This window comes from Paenibacillus sp. P46E (assembly GCF_001909095.1).
Lineage (GTDB): Bacteria > Bacillota > Bacilli > Paenibacillales > Paenibacillaceae > Paenibacillus_AQ > Paenibacillus_AQ helianthi.
The window spans coordinates 50577-66270 of record NZ_LVYZ01000041.1 but is presented as its reverse complement, the minus strand read 5'-3'; the positions used below and the strand labels follow the sequence as shown (position 1 = coordinate 66270).

The window sequence follows — 15694 nt, the reverse complement described above, 5'->3', positions numbered from 1 at the left end:
GGAGGAAAATCAAATGGGATTAAATGAAAATTTTTTATTCTTACGAAGCTTTATTCAAGATCCAAAACGGGTGGGCAGTGTTACGCCAAGTTCCCGATTTCTGGCACGATGCATGGTAAACCAAGCACCTTGGCATGAGATTCATGCAGTTGCAGAGCTCGGATCAGGCACTGGTGCGATTACTCGTATATTGAATACTAAGGTAACTAACACAACTAAAGTCCTGCTATTTGAGATGGATAAAACGATGCGGAATAACTTGATGATGGAGTATCCTAACTTTTCTTGCCATCGTAACGCTGCTCATTTAGTAGAAACCATGAAAGATGCGAATATTCATCAGTTAGATTGTATTTTTAGCGGATTGCCTTTTTTTAATTTTGAACCTGCATTAAGAAATACTTTGGTTGAACAGATTTATGAATCCCTCAAACCTGATGGATTATTTATCGCCTTTCAATATTCACTTCAAATGAAGAAGCAGCTTACCGAATATTTTATTATTGATACAATAAAGTATGTGCCACTTAATTTCCCCCCCGCTTTCGTCTATGTCTGCCGTAAAAGGGGAAATGTTATAATTAAATGAAGAAGAGGAGCTGTCTAAATGAATACAATCCTTGTTGCGGATGATGATTCTGAAATTCGAGATGTAATTCATGTTTATCTACGGAATGAAGGTTACCGTGTACTTGAAGCAGCAGATGGCCAGGAAGCGTTGAATCTAATACAGACAACTTCGGTTCAACTGGTTATCCTGGATGTCATGATGCCTCGGATGGATGGTATCACAGCCTGTCTCAAAATAAGGGAAATCACCAATACCCCAATTCTTATGCTGTCAGCCAAGCAGGAGGACATTGATAAAATCACAGGTCTAACTACCGGGGCAGATGATTACATGATCAAGCCTTTTAATCCGCTGGAACTACTGGCTCGTGTAAAAGCCCAGTTACGGCGTCAGTCTTTAATTGGTAAGGAAGAATATAATTCTCTGATCATCATTAAAGACCTGATCATAGATAAAAATAAACATTCTGTGAAGATAAACGGCACTGATGTTTCATTGACTCCACTAGAGTTTGCGATTTTAACCCGGCTTGCAAGCCGGCCTGGGCACGTTTTTAGTTCGGAGCAAATTTACGAGAGTGTATGGAAAGAGCCTTATGGGTATTCCGACAATACCGTAATGGTTCATATTCGTAACTTAAGAGAAAAATTAGAGAAGAACCCAAGAGAACCTCTGTATATTAAGACTGTCTGGGGAGTTGGATATAAAATTGACTGAATCTGTGCGAAAGCTACGACAAAAAAAGCGAATTCAGACCAATATCTTAATCAGGATGGTGCTCAGTTTAATTATTACTAGTTCTATAAATATTTCTCTCAGCATTCTAGTCCTCCACCTTGGAAATGTAACTCAATGGGGATGGGTATTGAATGTCCTCTCCTTTCTTCTGACACCACTTTTTCTAGTGATCTTTGTCTTTACCTTTTTTACGTTGACCCGGGGAATCGTCAGAGATTTAATATCCCTGGAGCAAGGACTTCAAATCATAGCGGAAGGTAATTTGGATTACCGTGTATCTGTAGCGCGTGAAGATGAACTGGGACGTGTTGCGTTAAATATCAACCGAATGGCAGAACGTCTGGAACAACAGATTGTAAAGGAACGTGAAGTTGAAAAATCGAAGATGGAGATGATCACGGGGATCTCACACGATTTGCGTACACCTCTTACAAGCATAATTGGATATATTGAGCTTCTACGTACAGAATCGTACCAAGATCAAGAAGAATATACGCGTTTTATTCAGAACACCTACAATAAAGCGATTCATTTGAAGAAACTGCTGGATGATCTGTTTGAATATACCCGGCTTACATCGGTGGATTCCCGGCTTATTCTGGAGAGAAGTGATTTGTCACAGCTTTTAAATCAATTGTTGTTTGAATTCGAACCAATTGCTCAAGAAAATAACGTACATCTGGTAAAAGATATTACTAATGGTCCAATTATCGCCTTAATCGACAATGAAAAAATCGCCAGAGCCATTGATAACCTGCTCATGAATGCCTTAAAGTATTCCCTCAAACCAGGGAGCATCTGCATACGAATGATAACGGAACCGGAACAATGTATCCTTGAAGTTGAAAATAAGGGAACGCCTCTCTCCAAAGACCAAGAGAAACGTCTATTTGAACGGTTTTATAAGGTTGATCATTCCAGAAAAAGCGAAGGAATTCAAACCGGAGCAGGTCTTGGCCTTTCTATTGCCAGGAATATCGCCGAGCTGCACCAGGGAACCTTATCCCTTGAACATAACCATGATATCTTCACATTTCGACTAAGGTTGCCTTTCCATGAGAGGCTCTAGATATTTATTGAGCGGAGTTGTTATTAATGATGCCTGAATATTCGCTTTTCTTACGAGGCTTCTTCAAAGATCCAAAGCGGGTAGGAAATATCCTGCCCAGTTCAAATTCATTGGCCAACAAAATAGTCCAGTCTGTACAATGGAACAATGTAACTGCCGTTGCAGAACTTGGAGCCGGTACAGGCGCTATCACACGTCTCATCACTTCTCAACTTATGGATTCTGCCCAATTGCTTCTGTTTGAACGGAATAGACAAATGAGAGAATTCTTAAAAGTACTCTATCCGGAATGCATGTTTCATTCCAATGCCAGCTACCTGCTCAAGAAATTAATTCAGGAAAATATCCGTGAGTTAGATTGTATTATTTGCGGGTTACCCTTCTTTAACTTTTCAAGTGAATTGCGCGAGCATATACTCCATCAGATTGTTAAGTCACTTAAACCTGGCGGGATTTTAGTTGCTTATCAGCACTCCTTGCATATGAAAAGACAATGGGCCAAACAGCTACTTATAGAGAATATTGAGTTTGTACCCAGCGCTTTCCCCCCAGCCTTCATTTATATTTGTCGTAAACGACTAGAGCTTCCTTCCTGAGAAGAGATCATTCTTTCTTGATGAAATAACAGCACCAGATAACCGGTAACATAATTCTGCGGCTAGAATACCACCCCCAATATCCGCTAAAACATGTTGTTTTACCAGTACCGTAGAAACAATTATAAGAATAGACATTGCGGTGATCATTAACCAAATCTTTTGTCCGAAAATACGCGTTCCCCTTAGTATCAGATAGCTGGTGAGCACATGAATACTCGGAAAACAATTGTATGGCTGATCATAACTATATACAAAACCAACCATTTTATAAATGAAATCGGGTTCAGAATGAACATCAGGCCGTTGAATCCCGGTTTGAAACAGAGCGAAGCAAACATAGGAGATGATGAGACCGCTGCACTGCGCAAGGAGTGTCTGAAAATAGATTTGCCTGTCCTTGAAAGCAAGAGCAATCAGCACAGCCGTAATAAACGGATACCAGAGTAAGTAAGGGATAATAAAGGAAGCAACAAACGGGATCTTGAGGTCCAGGCTCGTCTCAAGGCTATACACATGAACCCCCGGTTGATTCAGTATATTATAAAAAACATTTATTACAGGAACGATTAAAAGCCATAACAGAGACTGCCATACTGCATTTGAGGATCCTTTGTTAGAATACTTCAAGCTCTCAACTCCTAAATGGGATTATTAATACACCATTTTAGAGGAAAATTCTGAAGAACTTCAGAGGAGATTTCTAAAGATTTTCTGAATGCAAGATCCGATTCTACAGATTCATCTGGGAACAGGCTTTCTTTTCACACAATCATCATCCTATACAAACAAATTCCCGCATCGGACTTATCCGGCAATGAACTGCTTCAGGGGAACATATACCATTTTCCGCAGAAACCAGGAAATGAGTAAACTTTCAAACCAATAATATCCGCTTCGCAGACCGGCCCGTTACTGTCCCGAGCGCCGTGCATTTTTATGAAATAATGTTGAATTCTTATTCTTATTCATTCAACTCCATAACGCAAAAATACTCTCTTTTATCTGCTTACATTCAGCAATTAGAAGAGAGTATTTTTTCAGTTGAAAAACAGGCACTTTTTAAAGCGGCTTAATTTGACCGACGTGGCACAAGTGCCGCCAGGCCGTTCTGCATTAAAGCATGAGTTAAGGGACTCCAGGCATTTTGGTGACGTTTGGATTCTTTACCTTCTGCAATCCTTTTCATTTGCTGTTCATAATAGCTGAGCCCAATAATAGAGCCGAGTTTTTTGTCCAATGCTTTTAGACCTGTGGTTAACCTTGGGGTTTTTACAGTTTCATACCGGCCTTGCATAATCCGGTTCGCAATATCCGGAACCAAGACAAACGGACGTGCAATCCCGATCATGGAAGTCTTATTGTTCATAAGAGCTTCCTGCATACTTTCTTGTGATCTGAAGCCGCCGGTGACCACGATCGGAACATCTACGAGTGACTTGATTCTCTGAGCATACTCCAGAAAGAAAACCTCATGCCCACCTTCACCACGATCTGACATCATTTTGGGGTTCTCATAACTTCCGCCCGATACTTCAATCAGATCAATGCCTAAACCAGCCATTGTCTTTACAACTTCAATCGAATCCTCTTCGGTAAATCCACCTTCCTTGAAGTCGGCTGAGTTCAATTTCAGTGCGATCGGAAAATCCGGACCAAGGGCTTTACGCATTCCCTGATAAATTTCCACTAAAAATCTCATCCTGTTCTTCAGCTCCCCCCCATATTCATCCGTTCTCTGATTATCATACGGCGACAAGAACTGATTGACTAAATATCCATGGGCAGCATGAATTTGAACGCCTGTAAACCCTGCTTCTTTGGCGATGGCTGCAGTTGTAACAAACCGGTTCACAATACTTTTGACTTCAGCGGTGGTTAACGCTCTAGGTTTTTTAAACGCACTTCCATAGCTGCCGCTGATCGGAACAGCACTTGGGGCTACCGCTTCTCTCGAAACCGTACGCGGAGATTGCTTGCCGGGATGATTAATCTGCATCCAGAGATGAGTATTATTGGCAGTTCCGGCCTTTGCCCATTTCTTCAAGATTTCAATATCTCTTCTGTCCTCGACAACGACGTTTCCCGGCTCGCCCAGTGCATTGCGGTCAACCATCACATTGCCGGTCATCACAATTCCAGCTCCTCCGTTTGCCCACTCCCGGTATAGATTCACATGTAACTGCCCAGGCTGATTCTTCCGGTTGGCCATAGTTTCACTCATTGCCGACTTAAAAAAGCGGTTCTTAATGAACGTCCCATTAGGTAGTGTTAGTCCTTCTACAGCTTTGATTTTTGTCATTTTATTCTCTCCTTCTAAGAACTCCATGTTTTTCGTTCGCAAATATATGGACACGTGTAAATATATTAAGTACAATAAGTGAAAATGTCATCTTCATCAAGAATCAATTAGCGGATTTGGTCCAAACTTGGACAAAAAGCGAAAATTGCAAAAGGAGGCACAGACCGTGAAATATGATCTCTCCAAAAAAGCAACCAAGGGTGCACAACGGACCTTGGACGCTTTTTCGGCTGCCATGTTCGAAATACTTTCCTGCAAGTCTTTTGATGAGATTACCGTGAATGAACTATGCCAGCAAAGCAATTATCCCCGGGCCACATTCTACAATTATTTTGACGACAAATATGATCTGCTCAATTACTGTTGGCAATGTCTGTACAAGCAGATTCATCTGGAGGAGTATGAGAACCTTAGTCCGGAAGAGCGCTTGTCCGTTTTTTTTGACCGTGCATATGATTTCATTGAGGCCAATCAAACGAGATTAAAGCAGATTTTGAAATCTAATACGGAAGAGAAGGTAATGCTTCTGCATTTTCGCATTCACTTGGGTGCCAAATTGCGGGAAATCTTTTATCTTGGAGGTTGTATAGAGCGATATGCTCTCCCCTATGAACTTGTAGCCGACCACTATTGCAATACGATCCTTATGATTCTGGAATGGCGCTTTTTAAAAGAGAATGACTGCTCCAAAGAGCAAGCTTTGCAATATTTAAATCTTTTACTGGGTACGTTGAATATGAACGAAAAAACGGGGTCTGAATCTTAAAGCCAACTTTAATATTAGGAGAGGAAGAATCCAATGTTTAGCATAAATGAAATCGTAAAAATAACAGGACTCCCCGCTTCAACGCTACGTTATTATGAAGAGGTTGGAATTCTACCCGTTGTAAACCGGAATTCCGGCGGAAGGAGAGAATACTCGGAGGAGATTTTGGAGTGGCTGGAATTAATTATTGCCCTGAAGAATACAGGCATGACAATCGAGGAGATCAAAGCGTATACAGACCTTATCTTACAAGGGGATGAAACACTGGATGCTCGAAAGAATTTTTTATCGGCGCACAAAATGAAAGTTGAAAAGTCAGTACTGCAAACCCAACTGCATTTAGAAAAAATAATACGCAAAATTGCAATATACGATATATTAATGTACAAGCAGACATCAGACAAAAAAGCTTTACTCTAACGTCAGATTTGACTTCAAGTATACTTTAAGTAGTAGACTGAGTTGCATAACTACTTAAAGGAGTGATTATTTTGCCTACGCAGGAAAAAGTTTGGATTATCACTGGATGCTCTACCGGCTTTGGGCGTCACATCGCGAAGCATGCCATTAACGCAGGTTACAAGGTGGCAGTCACTGCACGTAATGTTGAAGCGATCCGGGATATTACAGAAGGACATGAAGAAAACACGCTTACTTTGCCGTTAGATGTAACAAACAAAGCTCAGATTAACAGCGTGGTTTCTGAGACAATTGAAAAATTCGGCCATATCGATGTATTAGTAAATAATGCTGGCATTGGTTATTTTGCTTCCGTGGAGGAAAGTATCGAGGAAGAAACACGAAATATGTTTGAAATTAACTTTTGGGGTCTTATGCATATGACCAATGCTGTCTTACCGTATATGCGAAACCGGAGGTCCGGCCATATTATTAATTTCTCATCCATCGGCGGATTAGCCTCTTTCCCTACACTTGGTTACTATCATGCTACAAAATATGCCCTTGAGGGTATTTCTGAGAGTCTTGCCCAAGAAGTAGCGTCATTGAATATTCATGTAACATTGATTGAACCCGGCGCCTTCCGCACAGATTGGGGTGGTCGTTCTTCAGTAAAAACTGAGACACAAATTTCTGATTACAGTGAATCCTCTGTAGGCCAGATGTTGAACTATTTACAGCAAGGAGGCGGGCAAGAACCTGGGGATCCTGCAAAAGCTGCAGAAGCAGTTATCATGATCACTCAAGCCGATAACCCGCCGCTTCGCCTGCTTCTGGGTGAAGGAGCCTACCTGGGAGCCACAACTAAATTTACAAACTTACTTGCAAGTATAGAAGAATGGAAAGAGACAACACTCAACGCTGATTTTAAAAACTGATTGTCGGTTATCTCCATTCAAGTGTTGTCTGACTTATAAAGTTGGGCAACACTTTTTGTCGCTCCTCTGTAATAGGAGCGGAGCCACGGCGGAAGAGAATGATAATGGTGGCAAACGTGTATTTGATACGGTATGCCCCCGCTTCTCATCCGAATAAATTTCCTGATTGACAATTGACTACAAGTCAATTATAGTTGACTCGAAGTCAATTAACTATTCTAGGGGGTTCATTTATGAGTCAAAAAGTTGCATTAATTACAGGGGCATCGTCCGGCATCGGCAAAGAGGCAGCAATTGAACTAAAGAAGCAGGGGTTTACTGTTTATGCAGCCGCCCGGCGTATAGAAAAAATGCAGGAGCTGGAGTCAAAAGGAATTCGTCCAATCTCACTGGATGTGACCAATGACGAATCCATGGTTCAATGTGTCAATGAAATTCTTAAAATTGAAGGAAGAATTGACGTTTTAGTCAATAATGCTGGATATGGTTCATATGGAGCGTTAGAAGATGTTCCACTCGAAGAGGCCCGGCGCCAGGTAGAAGTAAATGTGTTTGGTTTGGCGAGAATGATTCAGCTTGTGGTACCGGGCATGCGGAAAAATAAATTTGGGAAAATTGTCAACATTTCTTCAATGGGAGGTAAAGTCTGGACCAGTTTCGGTGGCTGGTATCACGCGACCAAGTTTGCAGTGGAAGGTCTTTCGGACTGCCTCCGACTTGAATTGTCACCCTTTGGTATTGATGTGATTGTTGTTGAGCCGGGGGGAATTAAAACAGACTGGGGTATTATTGCTGCAGAAAATCTTAAAAAGGTATCCGCTAAGGGCGCCTATACTCAGGCAGCTAGCAAAACAGCCGATGGCATGATTAAGAATTATACAGGGAATCAATTATCAAAGCCGGAACTAATCGCACGTACAATCAGTAAAGCTGTGACCGTACGGAGACCGAAAACCCGTTATCTTGTTGGTTTTATGGCAAAACCTATGGTGTTTATGAAAAACCTTGTTGGAGATCGTGGCTTCGACAGAATCGTCAAGATGTTGTTTTGATTGCCCTTTACACAAGAATAAAAATTAATGGTTATTTTAGTTTTGACTCCAGGTCGATAAGAGATTAAAATTGATCGAAATGGAGTGATGCAGTTATGGCAAAACGCGCGATGTCTCCGGAAGCTAAGGCTTTAAAAGCTCAGGGCATCCTCGATAAAGCAGCTGAAATGTTTATGACAACCGACTATGGAAAAATTAAAATGTCCGATATTGCTAAGCAGACGGGCGTGTCAAATGGTATTTTGTTTGTTTACTTTAAAACTAAAGAGGCATTGTTTTTCAGCCTGTTGTGCCGAGAGTATGACAAAAGGCTTACTCGTTTGACGGAAATGGTGAAAGAAATGCAAATCCGGAATTTCGATGACTTCAAAAGTCTCGTCTTGAATGAACTTACTGAACTGGCAGATCATAACCCCTTGTATATCCTGCTGGAGTCCATGCGAACGGCAGTATTCGAAAAAAATGTTGACGCCGAAACGATGCTGAATCAGAAACTGAAACTGTATCAGTTGATGTCAGAATTAGTCTCAATAATTTGCGAAGATAACGAATTAACACAAGAGGATATTATGGAAATCCTTCAAGCGGAAGCCTCAATTATTACGGGCTGTAAATTATCTGCTACCTTACCTCCAGAGGTCGTCGATATTATCGAAAAGAACGGTATGGATGATTTCAAGCGTAATTTTAAGAGTGACGTGCTTAAGACTATGGATTGTTATTTGGACGGGTACCAAAAGAATCATATAGGAGTTCGTACAAACAAAATAAAGGAAAACCACCAGTAGACTCGGATGACAATCTCCCAATCGGATAACGCAGAGATACATCCTTTTTGGTCTTTTTAAGCGATCTCAAGTGCATCAGGATTTCGTTTTCTATACAGCGGGCAGCAAAAGTAGCGAGCTTCGTGCCTTTGTTCGGGCGGTAGCTCTCGATAGCTTTGATCAGGCCAATGGTGCCGATGGAGATAAGGTCCTCCATGTCTTCACCCATATTGTCGAATTTTTTGAGGTTGTGGACACGAAGCGATGTCAAAAAATAAACCAATTACGATCGTTCCCAATTCGAATTGGTTTATTTTCGCGTTTTATATTTAATTTGTAGCTTCCGATTGATTTCTTGTGTCCATTCAGGCAGTTCATTTAAATAATATTTTATCCCGCTTTTATCCGCTTAAAAAATAAATTCCCCATCAGCTCTACTATTATCAATAACAATTAATTGATCAATCAGGTCTAAGTGAGATAACAGATTATTCATACTTGTTACATTGCGTCTAACAATATCCTCGGTTTCAATATGATGACCACCGTTTTTCACGCGCAAAGCAACACGTTCAATATTTAGCCGAACATCCCCTAGCCCCACATAAAACATAATAATTTCAAAGCCTTGTTCCTTTGCATCTCTCATTTGCCTTACAACGTTACCACCGGCTAAAGTAGTTTCCACGGTGAAGTCCCACTTATTCCGGATACTTCCCTGGCTATTCTTATGGCTTCTTTTCCAGCAGATACTTTGCTCTTTTCAGGATGCCCATTATTAATTTTACGGGCCAGTGCATCCGGGTCAATATTTACACTTACCCCAAGCCTGTCAACGATCAAGTTGCGAATTCTGCTCTTGCCACTTCCATTATTACCGGCAAACACAAACATCGTTGCAACTGTCTCATTCATAGGTGAAATCCTGTTCATTCAATTTCTCGATCTTTCCTGTGCTATATTCTTTAACAATTTGTCCTTCAGCTGTCTTATAGACTATATATGTCCCATTTGCTTTGGCATCCAATTTCGCACGATCACCCGTTAATCGAATTAATTTAGCAAGGTCCTGTGTAAGATTCATCATTATGCATACACCTCATTTTCTACTTATAGATCGAGTATACCACAGTACAGTGTAATTTATATTTGCTTACAGCTTTACAGATAATACAGTGATTTTTGAATTTCTTATATAAAACACAAATAACCTGCAGGATCGAGACATTTGAAGTCTCATTCCTACAGGCAACTTCTTACCTCACCGCTTCGCCTTATAAAACTCATGATAAAGCTTCATAAGCGCCCTTTTCTCTATCCGCGAAACATAACTCCGCGAAATCCCCAGCTCCTTCAGTATGCGTCTGATCCAGAGCATTGTAAGAATTGTCCGTTTTCAAACCAGTGTACGCAATCCATAAACCACCGATAAGTGGTGACTCGGCACGTACCGTAAACGAAAAGAAACGGTTGAGCGATGCTTCGCGGATGCAAGAGAGCTCCATGAGTTTCGCTATTGCCGGTTGTGCTGACTGCCGAATGTCAGGGAACAAGCACTGATGACGGCAGCAGTGCAGAACATGAAGAAGATGGCGATCCACCTTGATCACCGGGAATAACGGGGATAACTCCCCTCGTTTTCCCGTTTGTAAGCCGGCTTTGGAACATAAAAGAAACCCGGGTCTTTGAATGACCTGGGTTTCTCGACAAATTGACAACTCCAGTGAGTTGTTTTCAAAAATCGTATTTTTTATAAAAGAACCTACGTAATTATTTTCTTTTACTCGAATTTCAAAACAATTCTTGAGAAAGCATTTAATTCAATGATAAACGGTTATGCAGTGCCACCCAAAAATATGAGTACTGCCACACCCAATAAACCAACCCAACCAGGATGCTTCCCCTTCGTACCTATTAATATCAGTATTGCTCCTATGAGCATAGAAACTGCCACAGAGTCCGCAAGTACTGTGAATGTTCCGTTGAGCGATGTGTTTCGCGCAAGCCATAGTAAAATTAAAGACATCCCCCATCCAAAAGCAGTCAGCGCATGCCAAGTAGACCAAATAATACGAACAAAAGCTTCACTAAGTACATTTCCACCATTGGTCGGTATGAACCCGTTGTGCCTCATTCGGCGGAATATCAGGACCTCACCCAGTATAGAGTGAGCAAGTCCAACTACAAACGCGAGAACTGAAGCGATTAAATAATACCAGTTCATTGAAAATACCTCCTATTTATCGCCACCGACGACGTTTGGCTCTATTATTTATACGTCTAACCTATATGCATGAAGATTTGCTTATTAAGATATATATTGCATGATGCCCTTGGGAAAAGTATCCTCTGCCTCTGTTCTTTTTTCATATAGATTGTACCAAGTTTCCGCGACTTGATCAGGATCAAAACCTGTACCTTTCTTGATCAAAGGACTTATAGACAAATGCCCAACAAACACTCCTAAAGGATGTAAACGGTCATGTAAATTAAGAATATAGTTTCTTAACCCTGACATAGCTATACCTGAATTTCCAAACATGGGGCTCGGACTCATTGCTGAAAGATCGCTTGTGAAAAGAAGCGCCCCTTCGCCTCGTTCAGTCATTTCCGGGATGACTTGTCTTGCTGAATTAATGGCTCCAATGACTACATTGTTAAAAATTTGAAGTGCGCTCTCATCAGTCGTATCCAGTACAGAAGTCGTAGATACACTACCACTATATGGGCTAAACTCCATGACATCTATTGTACCGAATGTACTCTTAATATCCTGAAAAGCTTTGGTAAGCTGTATTTTGTCTGTAATATCTGCAGCAAAACCCTGAGCTTCAAAATACCAATCCTGCCCAGTTGCTCAGAATATTGATCCAGTTTCTCCTGTGTTCTTGAAACCATAGCGATACGGAATCCATGTCCTCCAAAAATTTTGGCCAGTGAGAATCCCAGACCTGGTCCTGCACCGATGATGATGACTCACAGAAAAATTAATGGCGCACAATTTTAAGTTGTACGCCATTTTTTCCATATAATCTATACTTAGCCCTTCTGAGCTTCCAATTCTTTCAATGTAGGATAGTCCGTATATCCCTTGCCTCCGATTCCGAAGAAAGTTGTAGGATCTGCTTCATTTAATGGAGCACCTGACTTTAACCGCTCTACTAAATCCGGATTAGCTAATGACCATGCACCGACAGGTACCATATCAGCCAGGTCATGATCAAGATCAATACTTAGATCTTCTAGCGCCCGTCCAGCCCGGTTTACTAATAGTGGATTTGTCCAAATGGAACGAATATCCTTAAGTAGTTCTTCGTTTCCGAGATGCATCACATGCAGGTACGCTAAATCCAGCTGGGCTAGTTCTTTTACAAGATAGAGATACAGTTCAGGACCTTGTTCCCCATCTTGAATTCCTCCAAGCGGTGTCCCTGGCGAAATACGGAAGCCTGTTTTGTCCGCTCCAATCTCTTGGACGACGGCTTTGGTGACTTCAATGGCGAAACGGGCACGATTCTCAATAGATCCCCCATATTCATCCGTCCGTGTGTTGGAATTTTCTCCGATGAATTGATTAATGAGATATCCGTTTGCTCCGTGAATTTCAACGCCATCCGCACCGGCTTCAATAGCTGCTGCTGCTGCTTTTCGGAAATCGGCAATGGTCGTTTGAATATCCTCTTTACTTAATTCGCGCGGAACAGGTATGTCCTGCATTCCTGTGGCCGTAAACATTTGAACACCGGGAGCAATAGCTGATGGTGCTACGGGTTGACGATGATGGGGGGTGTTGTCAGGGTGCGACATGCGACCGGCATGCATTAATTGGATGTACATATATCCACCTGCTTCATGCACTGCATCCGTAACCTTCTTCCACCCTTCAATATGCTTATCCGTGTAAATTCCAGGTGACCATAAGTACCCTTGACCGTCATCGGATGGTTGTGCACCTTCTGTAATAAGAAGTCCCATCGATGCTCTTTGAGCATAATACAGGGAGCTTAATTCTCCCGGTGTACCATCTTCTTCCGCTCTGCTGCGTGTCATTGGCGCCATGGCCAAGCGATGTGGTAATTCCAGATTCCCAATTTTCGTTTTACTCCATAATTTCTCCATTTTATATGCTCCTCTTTAAATTAAGTTAACAACGGAATTATGATTAAGAAAGATGTGGGTATATTGCAGCAACGCCACCTGCAAGTGCACCTTGTATCATTCGGCTGTTATCATCAGCAAGAATTTCAAAGCTTCCAGTTTCTATGCCATCAATAGCTATTTTTGCGATATCTGAAGGGTTTGATTTGGGAGCATCGACACCAGTGGTCATGTCAGTCTCCATAAAGCCTACATGTAATCCCGCTACTCGTACATTACGAGGATACAAGTTTAAACGTAAATCGTTCGTCAATGCCCATTCTGCAGCCTTCGCAGCGGTATAAGCACCCCCAGCTCCCATACTAAACCAAGATAGTACGGAAAGAATATTCAAAATCGATCCCCCGCCGTTTTTTTCAATGATCGGTGCAAAAGCACGAACCATGGACAGCGTACCGAAGAAATGCGTATCAAATTCCAACTGTATTTTTTCCACATCACCCTCGAGCAAAGAAGCGCCTGTTGATGATCCTGCATTGTTGATTAAAAGCGTAACATCCTTAGCCAGGATTGCTGCCGCTGCTACTTCGTCTGGTTTTGTAACATCAAGCTTTACAGGTGTAACTCCTGGAATATCAATGCTCTCCGGATTTCTTGCACCAGCATAAACTTTAGCCCCTCTAGATAGAAGTTCAAGGGTAAGCTGGCGGCCTAAACCTCGGTTTGCTCCAGTGACAAATGCGACTTGTTCAGAAATGTTCATTTTATTAGCTCCTTTTATTATTATTTGAGATCAATTTCTCATAAAACTCAGCAAACAGTGACTCACTTTTAACAAGTATTTGGGATAGAAACGCCTTACAATACGGTAATGATCATTCTAAAAAGTGTAAAATAATAGATCATTTATGAGGGTAATCTTAATGTAGAATGGAGACTCAATTCGAGAACGATCATACTAGAAACTGCAAAAAAAATTATTTGCTAGCTAAAAGTTTTATCGATATATCGGCTATACGCTGCAATTTTTCTTTGCCTATGGAGGTTCTTGTCATTACCCTTAACCCTACATAGACTGCATGCAGATGATTTGCTCGATCGTCGGCATTATAGTCTGAGCTAAACTCTCCTTCCTGCTGTCCCCACAGAATAATATCTTTGAATAGTTGTTCGGATAATGCGAACAACTCTGTGGTCTTTACATCTACCTCAACATCACGCATTGCCAATTCCACCGCTGAATTCACCATCAAACAACCGGAAGGTGAATCTTCTTCACCACATATCACGAAACTAAAAATATGCTGAAGTGCCTCAGTTGCAGTCTTAGAGCGTTTAACTTCTCCTACAAGCGTAGCACTAACTTTTTCGCGAAATCGGTCCATTGCTTTCAAAAATAGCGTATGCTTGTCGCCAAATGTGTCATATAAACTTCTTCGATGAATCCCCATATGCTCGACCAGATCCGTCATAGATGTCTTCTCGTAACCTTGTTCCCAAAAGAGCTTCATCGCCTTTTCTAATACCACGTTCTCTTCGAATTCTTTGTTTCTTGCCATTCTATTCCCTCCCTGTTGTTCAATATAACATATTGAGAACGATCGGTAAAGAATTTTATTGAATGGTAACAACAATAATCCCCCCCCACAAATAAATAAAATATCGTTATATCGTGATTCTTTCGGGCATTTTCATTTTCTATTGTTATTTAACTAAAAATGCTAAGACTGATTTCACAAATTCATCATGATTTTGAAAAATCCCACCGTGACCGGAATCTTTATAAATAATGAGCTTGCTATTTGGAATCCGTTGAACCATATCATAGGAGTTTAGTGTAGGTACCATTCTGTCATTGTCACCGTTTACTACAAGTGTAGGTTGCGTAATTCCTGACAAATCAGCAGGTTCTGCCATTCCCCATTCGTGGATGGCCTTGAGTTGTCTACGATATCCTTTGATACTAATCATCTTATCTCGCGCCGCTTTACGTTCTTTGATACGTACCAAGAATTCTTTTGCTTTCTGTTTGCCATTATCTGTTCGCGTGAAGAATAAATAGGTCAATCTTAGGTAGAGTTAATCCGGCGTACATCAGCTCGTCCCCCCCGTAAACCTTATCGGTTTCGTGATGGCGGTACAGGTAAACCGGATTCAGGCCCTTGCACTTCAATATTGGTACCCTTTCTGCAGGCTGGCTTAGTACTCGAAAGAAAGCAAGAACCGCTTCGCTCTGATCATCGGATACAAAAGCCCAGGCCGCCTCATTGCCCTCAAATGGACTTAAGATTCGGAAAAATTCTCCGAACTGAATCAGTGGTCGGATATCTTTATACAGCTCAATCTGGGATTTGACCGTCTCTTTTTCCTCCAGTGACATCTTTGTGAGATCAAGGTG

The 15694-nt window shown here is 41.4% G+C and carries 19 protein-coding genes and 4 pseudogenes; 10 read left to right on the top strand and 13 right to left on the bottom strand.

Features of this window, described 5'->3' with window-relative positions; genetic code table 11:
• Window positions 1–13: 13 nt before the first annotated feature.
• Genes A3849_RS14795 through A3849_RS14780 form a run of 4 tightly spaced genes read left to right on the top strand, consistent with a single transcriptional unit; the run spans window position 14 to window position 2974 of the window.
• The gene (locus A3849_RS14795) at window positions 14–589 is read left to right on the top strand and encodes a class I SAM-dependent methyltransferase (RefSeq protein ID WP_074112115.1); all 576 of its coding nucleotides are present in this window, start codon (window positions 14–16) and stop codon (window positions 587–589) included.
• 18 nt (window positions 590–607) lie between these two features.
• Window positions 608–1288 carry a response regulator transcription factor gene (locus A3849_RS14790; RefSeq protein WP_074112114.1) on the top strand — a complete coding sequence of 227 codons (681 nt, stop codon included), beginning with the start codon at window positions 608–610 and terminating at the stop codon, window positions 1286–1288.
• Window positions 1281–2378 (top strand): sensor histidine kinase, encoded by a 1098-nt coding sequence (locus tag A3849_RS14785; protein ID WP_074112113.1) that lies wholly within the window; start codon window positions 1281–1283, stop codon window positions 2376–2378. Before A3849_RS14790 ends, A3849_RS14785 begins: the two co-directional genes overlap by 8 nt.
• A 26-nt stretch (window positions 2379–2404) precedes the next feature.
• A complete protein-coding gene (locus tag A3849_RS14780) occupies window positions 2405–2974 on the top strand; it encodes a class I SAM-dependent methyltransferase (RefSeq protein ID WP_074112112.1) in 570 nt (189 codons plus the stop codon).
• Here the strand turns inward: A3849_RS14780 and A3849_RS14775 are convergent.
• Together A3849_RS14775 and A3849_RS14770 are read right to left on the bottom strand one after the other, a co-directional pair.
• Entirely contained in the window at window positions 2957–3604 is a 648-nt protein-coding gene (locus tag A3849_RS14775; protein WP_074112111.1) for a phosphatase PAP2 family protein, read from the bottom strand. The genes A3849_RS14780 and A3849_RS14775 overlap by 18 nt on opposite strands.
• A gap of 442 nt (window positions 3605–4046) precedes the next feature.
• Window positions 4047–5276 (bottom strand): NADH:flavin oxidoreductase/NADH oxidase family protein, encoded by a 1230-nt coding sequence (locus tag A3849_RS14770; protein ID WP_074112110.1) that lies wholly within the window; start codon window positions 5274–5276, stop codon window positions 4047–4049.
• Window positions 5277–5442: 166 nt separating this feature from the next.
• On the opposite strand from A3849_RS14770, the gene A3849_RS14765 reads away from it, so the two are divergent.
• The 5 genes from A3849_RS14765 (at window position 5443) to A3849_RS14745 (ending at window position 9219) form a co-directional block, all read left to right on the top strand.
• The gene (locus A3849_RS14765) at window positions 5443–6042 is read left to right on the top strand and encodes a TetR/AcrR family transcriptional regulator (protein ID WP_074112109.1); all 600 of its coding nucleotides are present in this window, start codon (window positions 5443–5445) and stop codon (window positions 6040–6042) included.
• 33 nt (window positions 6043–6075) lie between these two features.
• Window positions 6076–6462 (top strand): MerR family transcriptional regulator, encoded by a 387-nt coding sequence (locus A3849_RS14760; RefSeq protein ID WP_074100510.1) that lies wholly within the window; start codon window positions 6076–6078, stop codon window positions 6460–6462.
• Window positions 6463–6533: 71 nt separating this feature from the next.
• On the top strand, window positions 6534–7379 hold the full coding sequence (locus A3849_RS14755; RefSeq protein WP_143191827.1) for an oxidoreductase: 846 nt from the start codon (window positions 6534–6536) through the stop codon (window positions 7377–7379).
• A 233-nt stretch (window positions 7380–7612) separates the two neighbouring features.
• Entirely contained in the window at window positions 7613–8431 is an 819-nt protein-coding gene (locus A3849_RS14750) for an oxidoreductase (RefSeq protein ID WP_074112108.1), read from the top strand.
• Between the two features lie 95 nt (window positions 8432–8526).
• Window positions 8527–9219 (top strand): TetR/AcrR family transcriptional regulator, encoded by a 693-nt coding sequence (locus A3849_RS14745; protein ID WP_074112107.1) that lies wholly within the window; start codon window positions 8527–8529, stop codon window positions 9217–9219.
• Between the two features lie 16 nt (window positions 9220–9235).
• On the opposite strand, the pseudogene A3849_RS14740 reads toward A3849_RS14745, so the two are convergent.
• The 4 genes and pseudogenes from A3849_RS14740 to A3849_RS14725 all read right to left on the bottom strand — a co-directional run.
• Window positions 9236–9481 (bottom strand): annotated as a pseudogene (locus A3849_RS14740) (sigma factor); the annotation flags it as partial.
• A gap of 27 nt (window positions 9482–9508) precedes the next feature.
• Window positions 9509–10113 (bottom strand): annotated as a pseudogene (locus A3849_RS33990) (ATPase).
• Complete coding sequence (locus A3849_RS14730; protein WP_074112106.1) at window positions 10106–10285, bottom strand: hypothetical protein; 180 nt, start codon at window positions 10283–10285, stop codon at window positions 10106–10108. Before A3849_RS14730 ends, A3849_RS33990 begins: the two are co-directional and overlap by 8 nt.
• Before the next feature lie 174 nt (window positions 10286–10459).
• Window positions 10460–10564 (bottom strand): annotated as a pseudogene (locus A3849_RS14725) (sigma factor-like helix-turn-helix DNA-binding protein); the annotation flags it as partial.
• Here A3849_RS14725 and A3849_RS33575 point away from each other — a divergent pair.
• Window positions 10553–10817 (top strand): annotated as a pseudogene (locus A3849_RS33575) (transposase); the annotation flags it as partial. The pseudogenes A3849_RS14725 and A3849_RS33575 sit on opposite strands and share 12 nt — an antisense overlap.
• A 215-nt stretch (window positions 10818–11032) precedes the next feature.
• Here A3849_RS33575 and A3849_RS14720 read toward each other — a convergent pair.
• From A3849_RS14720 to A3849_RS14690, 7 genes are all read right to left on the bottom strand, one after another.
• A complete protein-coding gene (locus A3849_RS14720) occupies window positions 11033–11422 on the bottom strand; it encodes a hypothetical protein (RefSeq protein WP_074112105.1) in 390 nt (129 codons plus the stop codon).
• Between the two features lie 84 nt (window positions 11423–11506).
• A complete protein-coding gene (locus A3849_RS14715) occupies window positions 11507–11995 on the bottom strand; it encodes an SDR family oxidoreductase (protein ID WP_256700782.1) in 489 nt (162 codons plus the stop codon).
• 242 nt (window positions 11996–12237) lie between these two features.
• On the bottom strand, window positions 12238–13317 hold the full coding sequence (locus A3849_RS14710) for an alkene reductase (RefSeq protein WP_074112104.1): 1080 nt from the start codon (window positions 13315–13317) through the stop codon (window positions 12238–12240).
• Window positions 13318–13360: 43 nt separating this feature from the next.
• Window positions 13361–14059, bottom strand: a complete 699-nt coding sequence (locus A3849_RS14705) for an SDR family oxidoreductase (protein ID WP_074112103.1) — start codon at window positions 14057–14059, stop codon at window positions 13361–13363.
• A 214-nt stretch (window positions 14060–14273) separates the two neighbouring features.
• Entirely contained in the window at window positions 14274–14855 is a 582-nt protein-coding gene (locus A3849_RS14700; RefSeq protein ID WP_074112102.1) for a TetR/AcrR family transcriptional regulator, read from the bottom strand.
• A gap of 145 nt (window positions 14856–15000) precedes the next feature.
• Window positions 15001–15306, bottom strand: a complete 306-nt coding sequence (locus A3849_RS14695) for an alpha/beta fold hydrolase (RefSeq protein WP_218619238.1) — start codon at window positions 15304–15306, stop codon at window positions 15001–15003.
• Window positions 15307–15331: 25 nt separating this feature from the next.
• The gene (locus A3849_RS14690) at window positions 15332–15676 is read right to left on the bottom strand and encodes a GH36 C-terminal domain-containing protein (protein ID WP_074112101.1); all 345 of its coding nucleotides are present in this window, start codon (window positions 15674–15676) and stop codon (window positions 15332–15334) included.
• Window positions 15677–15694 lie beyond the last annotated feature (18 nt).

Bases quoted from the DNA above. Each gene is read 5' to 3' on its own strand.
- A3849_RS14730 (WP_074112106.1), bottom strand. From the start codon at position 10,285: ATGATGAATCTTACACAGGACCTTGCTAAATTAATTCGATTAACGGGT.
- A3849_RS14720 (WP_074112105.1), bottom strand. From the start codon at position 11,422: ATGAACTGGTATTATTTAATCGCTTCAGTTCTCGCGTTTGTAGTTGGA.
- A3849_RS14700 (WP_074112102.1), bottom strand. From the start codon at position 14,855: ATGGCAAGAAACAAAGAATTCGAAGAGAACGTGGTATTAGAAAAGGCG.
- A3849_RS14770 (WP_074112110.1), bottom strand. From the start codon at position 5,276: ATGACAAAAATCAAAGCTGTAGAAGGACTAACACTACCTAATGGGACG.
- A3849_RS14760 (WP_074100510.1), top strand. From the start codon at position 6,076: ATGTTTAGCATAAATGAAATCGTAAAAATAACAGGACTCCCCGCTTCA.
- A3849_RS14790 (WP_074112114.1), top strand. From the start codon at position 608: ATGAATACAATCCTTGTTGCGGATGATGATTCTGAAATTCGAGATGTA.
- A3849_RS14690 (WP_074112101.1), bottom strand. From the start codon at position 15,676: ATGTCACTGGAGGAAAAAGAGACGGTCAAATCCCAGATTGAGCTGTAT.
- A3849_RS14745 (WP_074112107.1), top strand. From the start codon at position 8,527: ATGGCAAAACGCGCGATGTCTCCGGAAGCTAAGGCTTTAAAAGCTCAG.
- A3849_RS14750 (WP_074112108.1), top strand. From the start codon at position 7,613: ATGAGTCAAAAAGTTGCATTAATTACAGGGGCATCGTCCGGCATCGGC.
- A3849_RS14705 (WP_074112103.1), bottom strand. From the start codon at position 14,059: ATGAACATTTCTGAACAAGTCGCATTTGTCACTGGAGCAAACCGAGGT.
- A3849_RS14780 (WP_074112112.1), top strand. From the start codon at position 2,405: ATGATGCCTGAATATTCGCTTTTCTTACGAGGCTTCTTCAAAGATCCA.
- A3849_RS14795 (WP_074112115.1), top strand. From the start codon at position 14: ATGGGATTAAATGAAAATTTTTTATTCTTACGAAGCTTTATTCAAGAT.
- A3849_RS14710 (WP_074112104.1), bottom strand. From the start codon at position 13,317: ATGGAGAAATTATGGAGTAAAACGAAAATTGGGAATCTGGAATTACCA.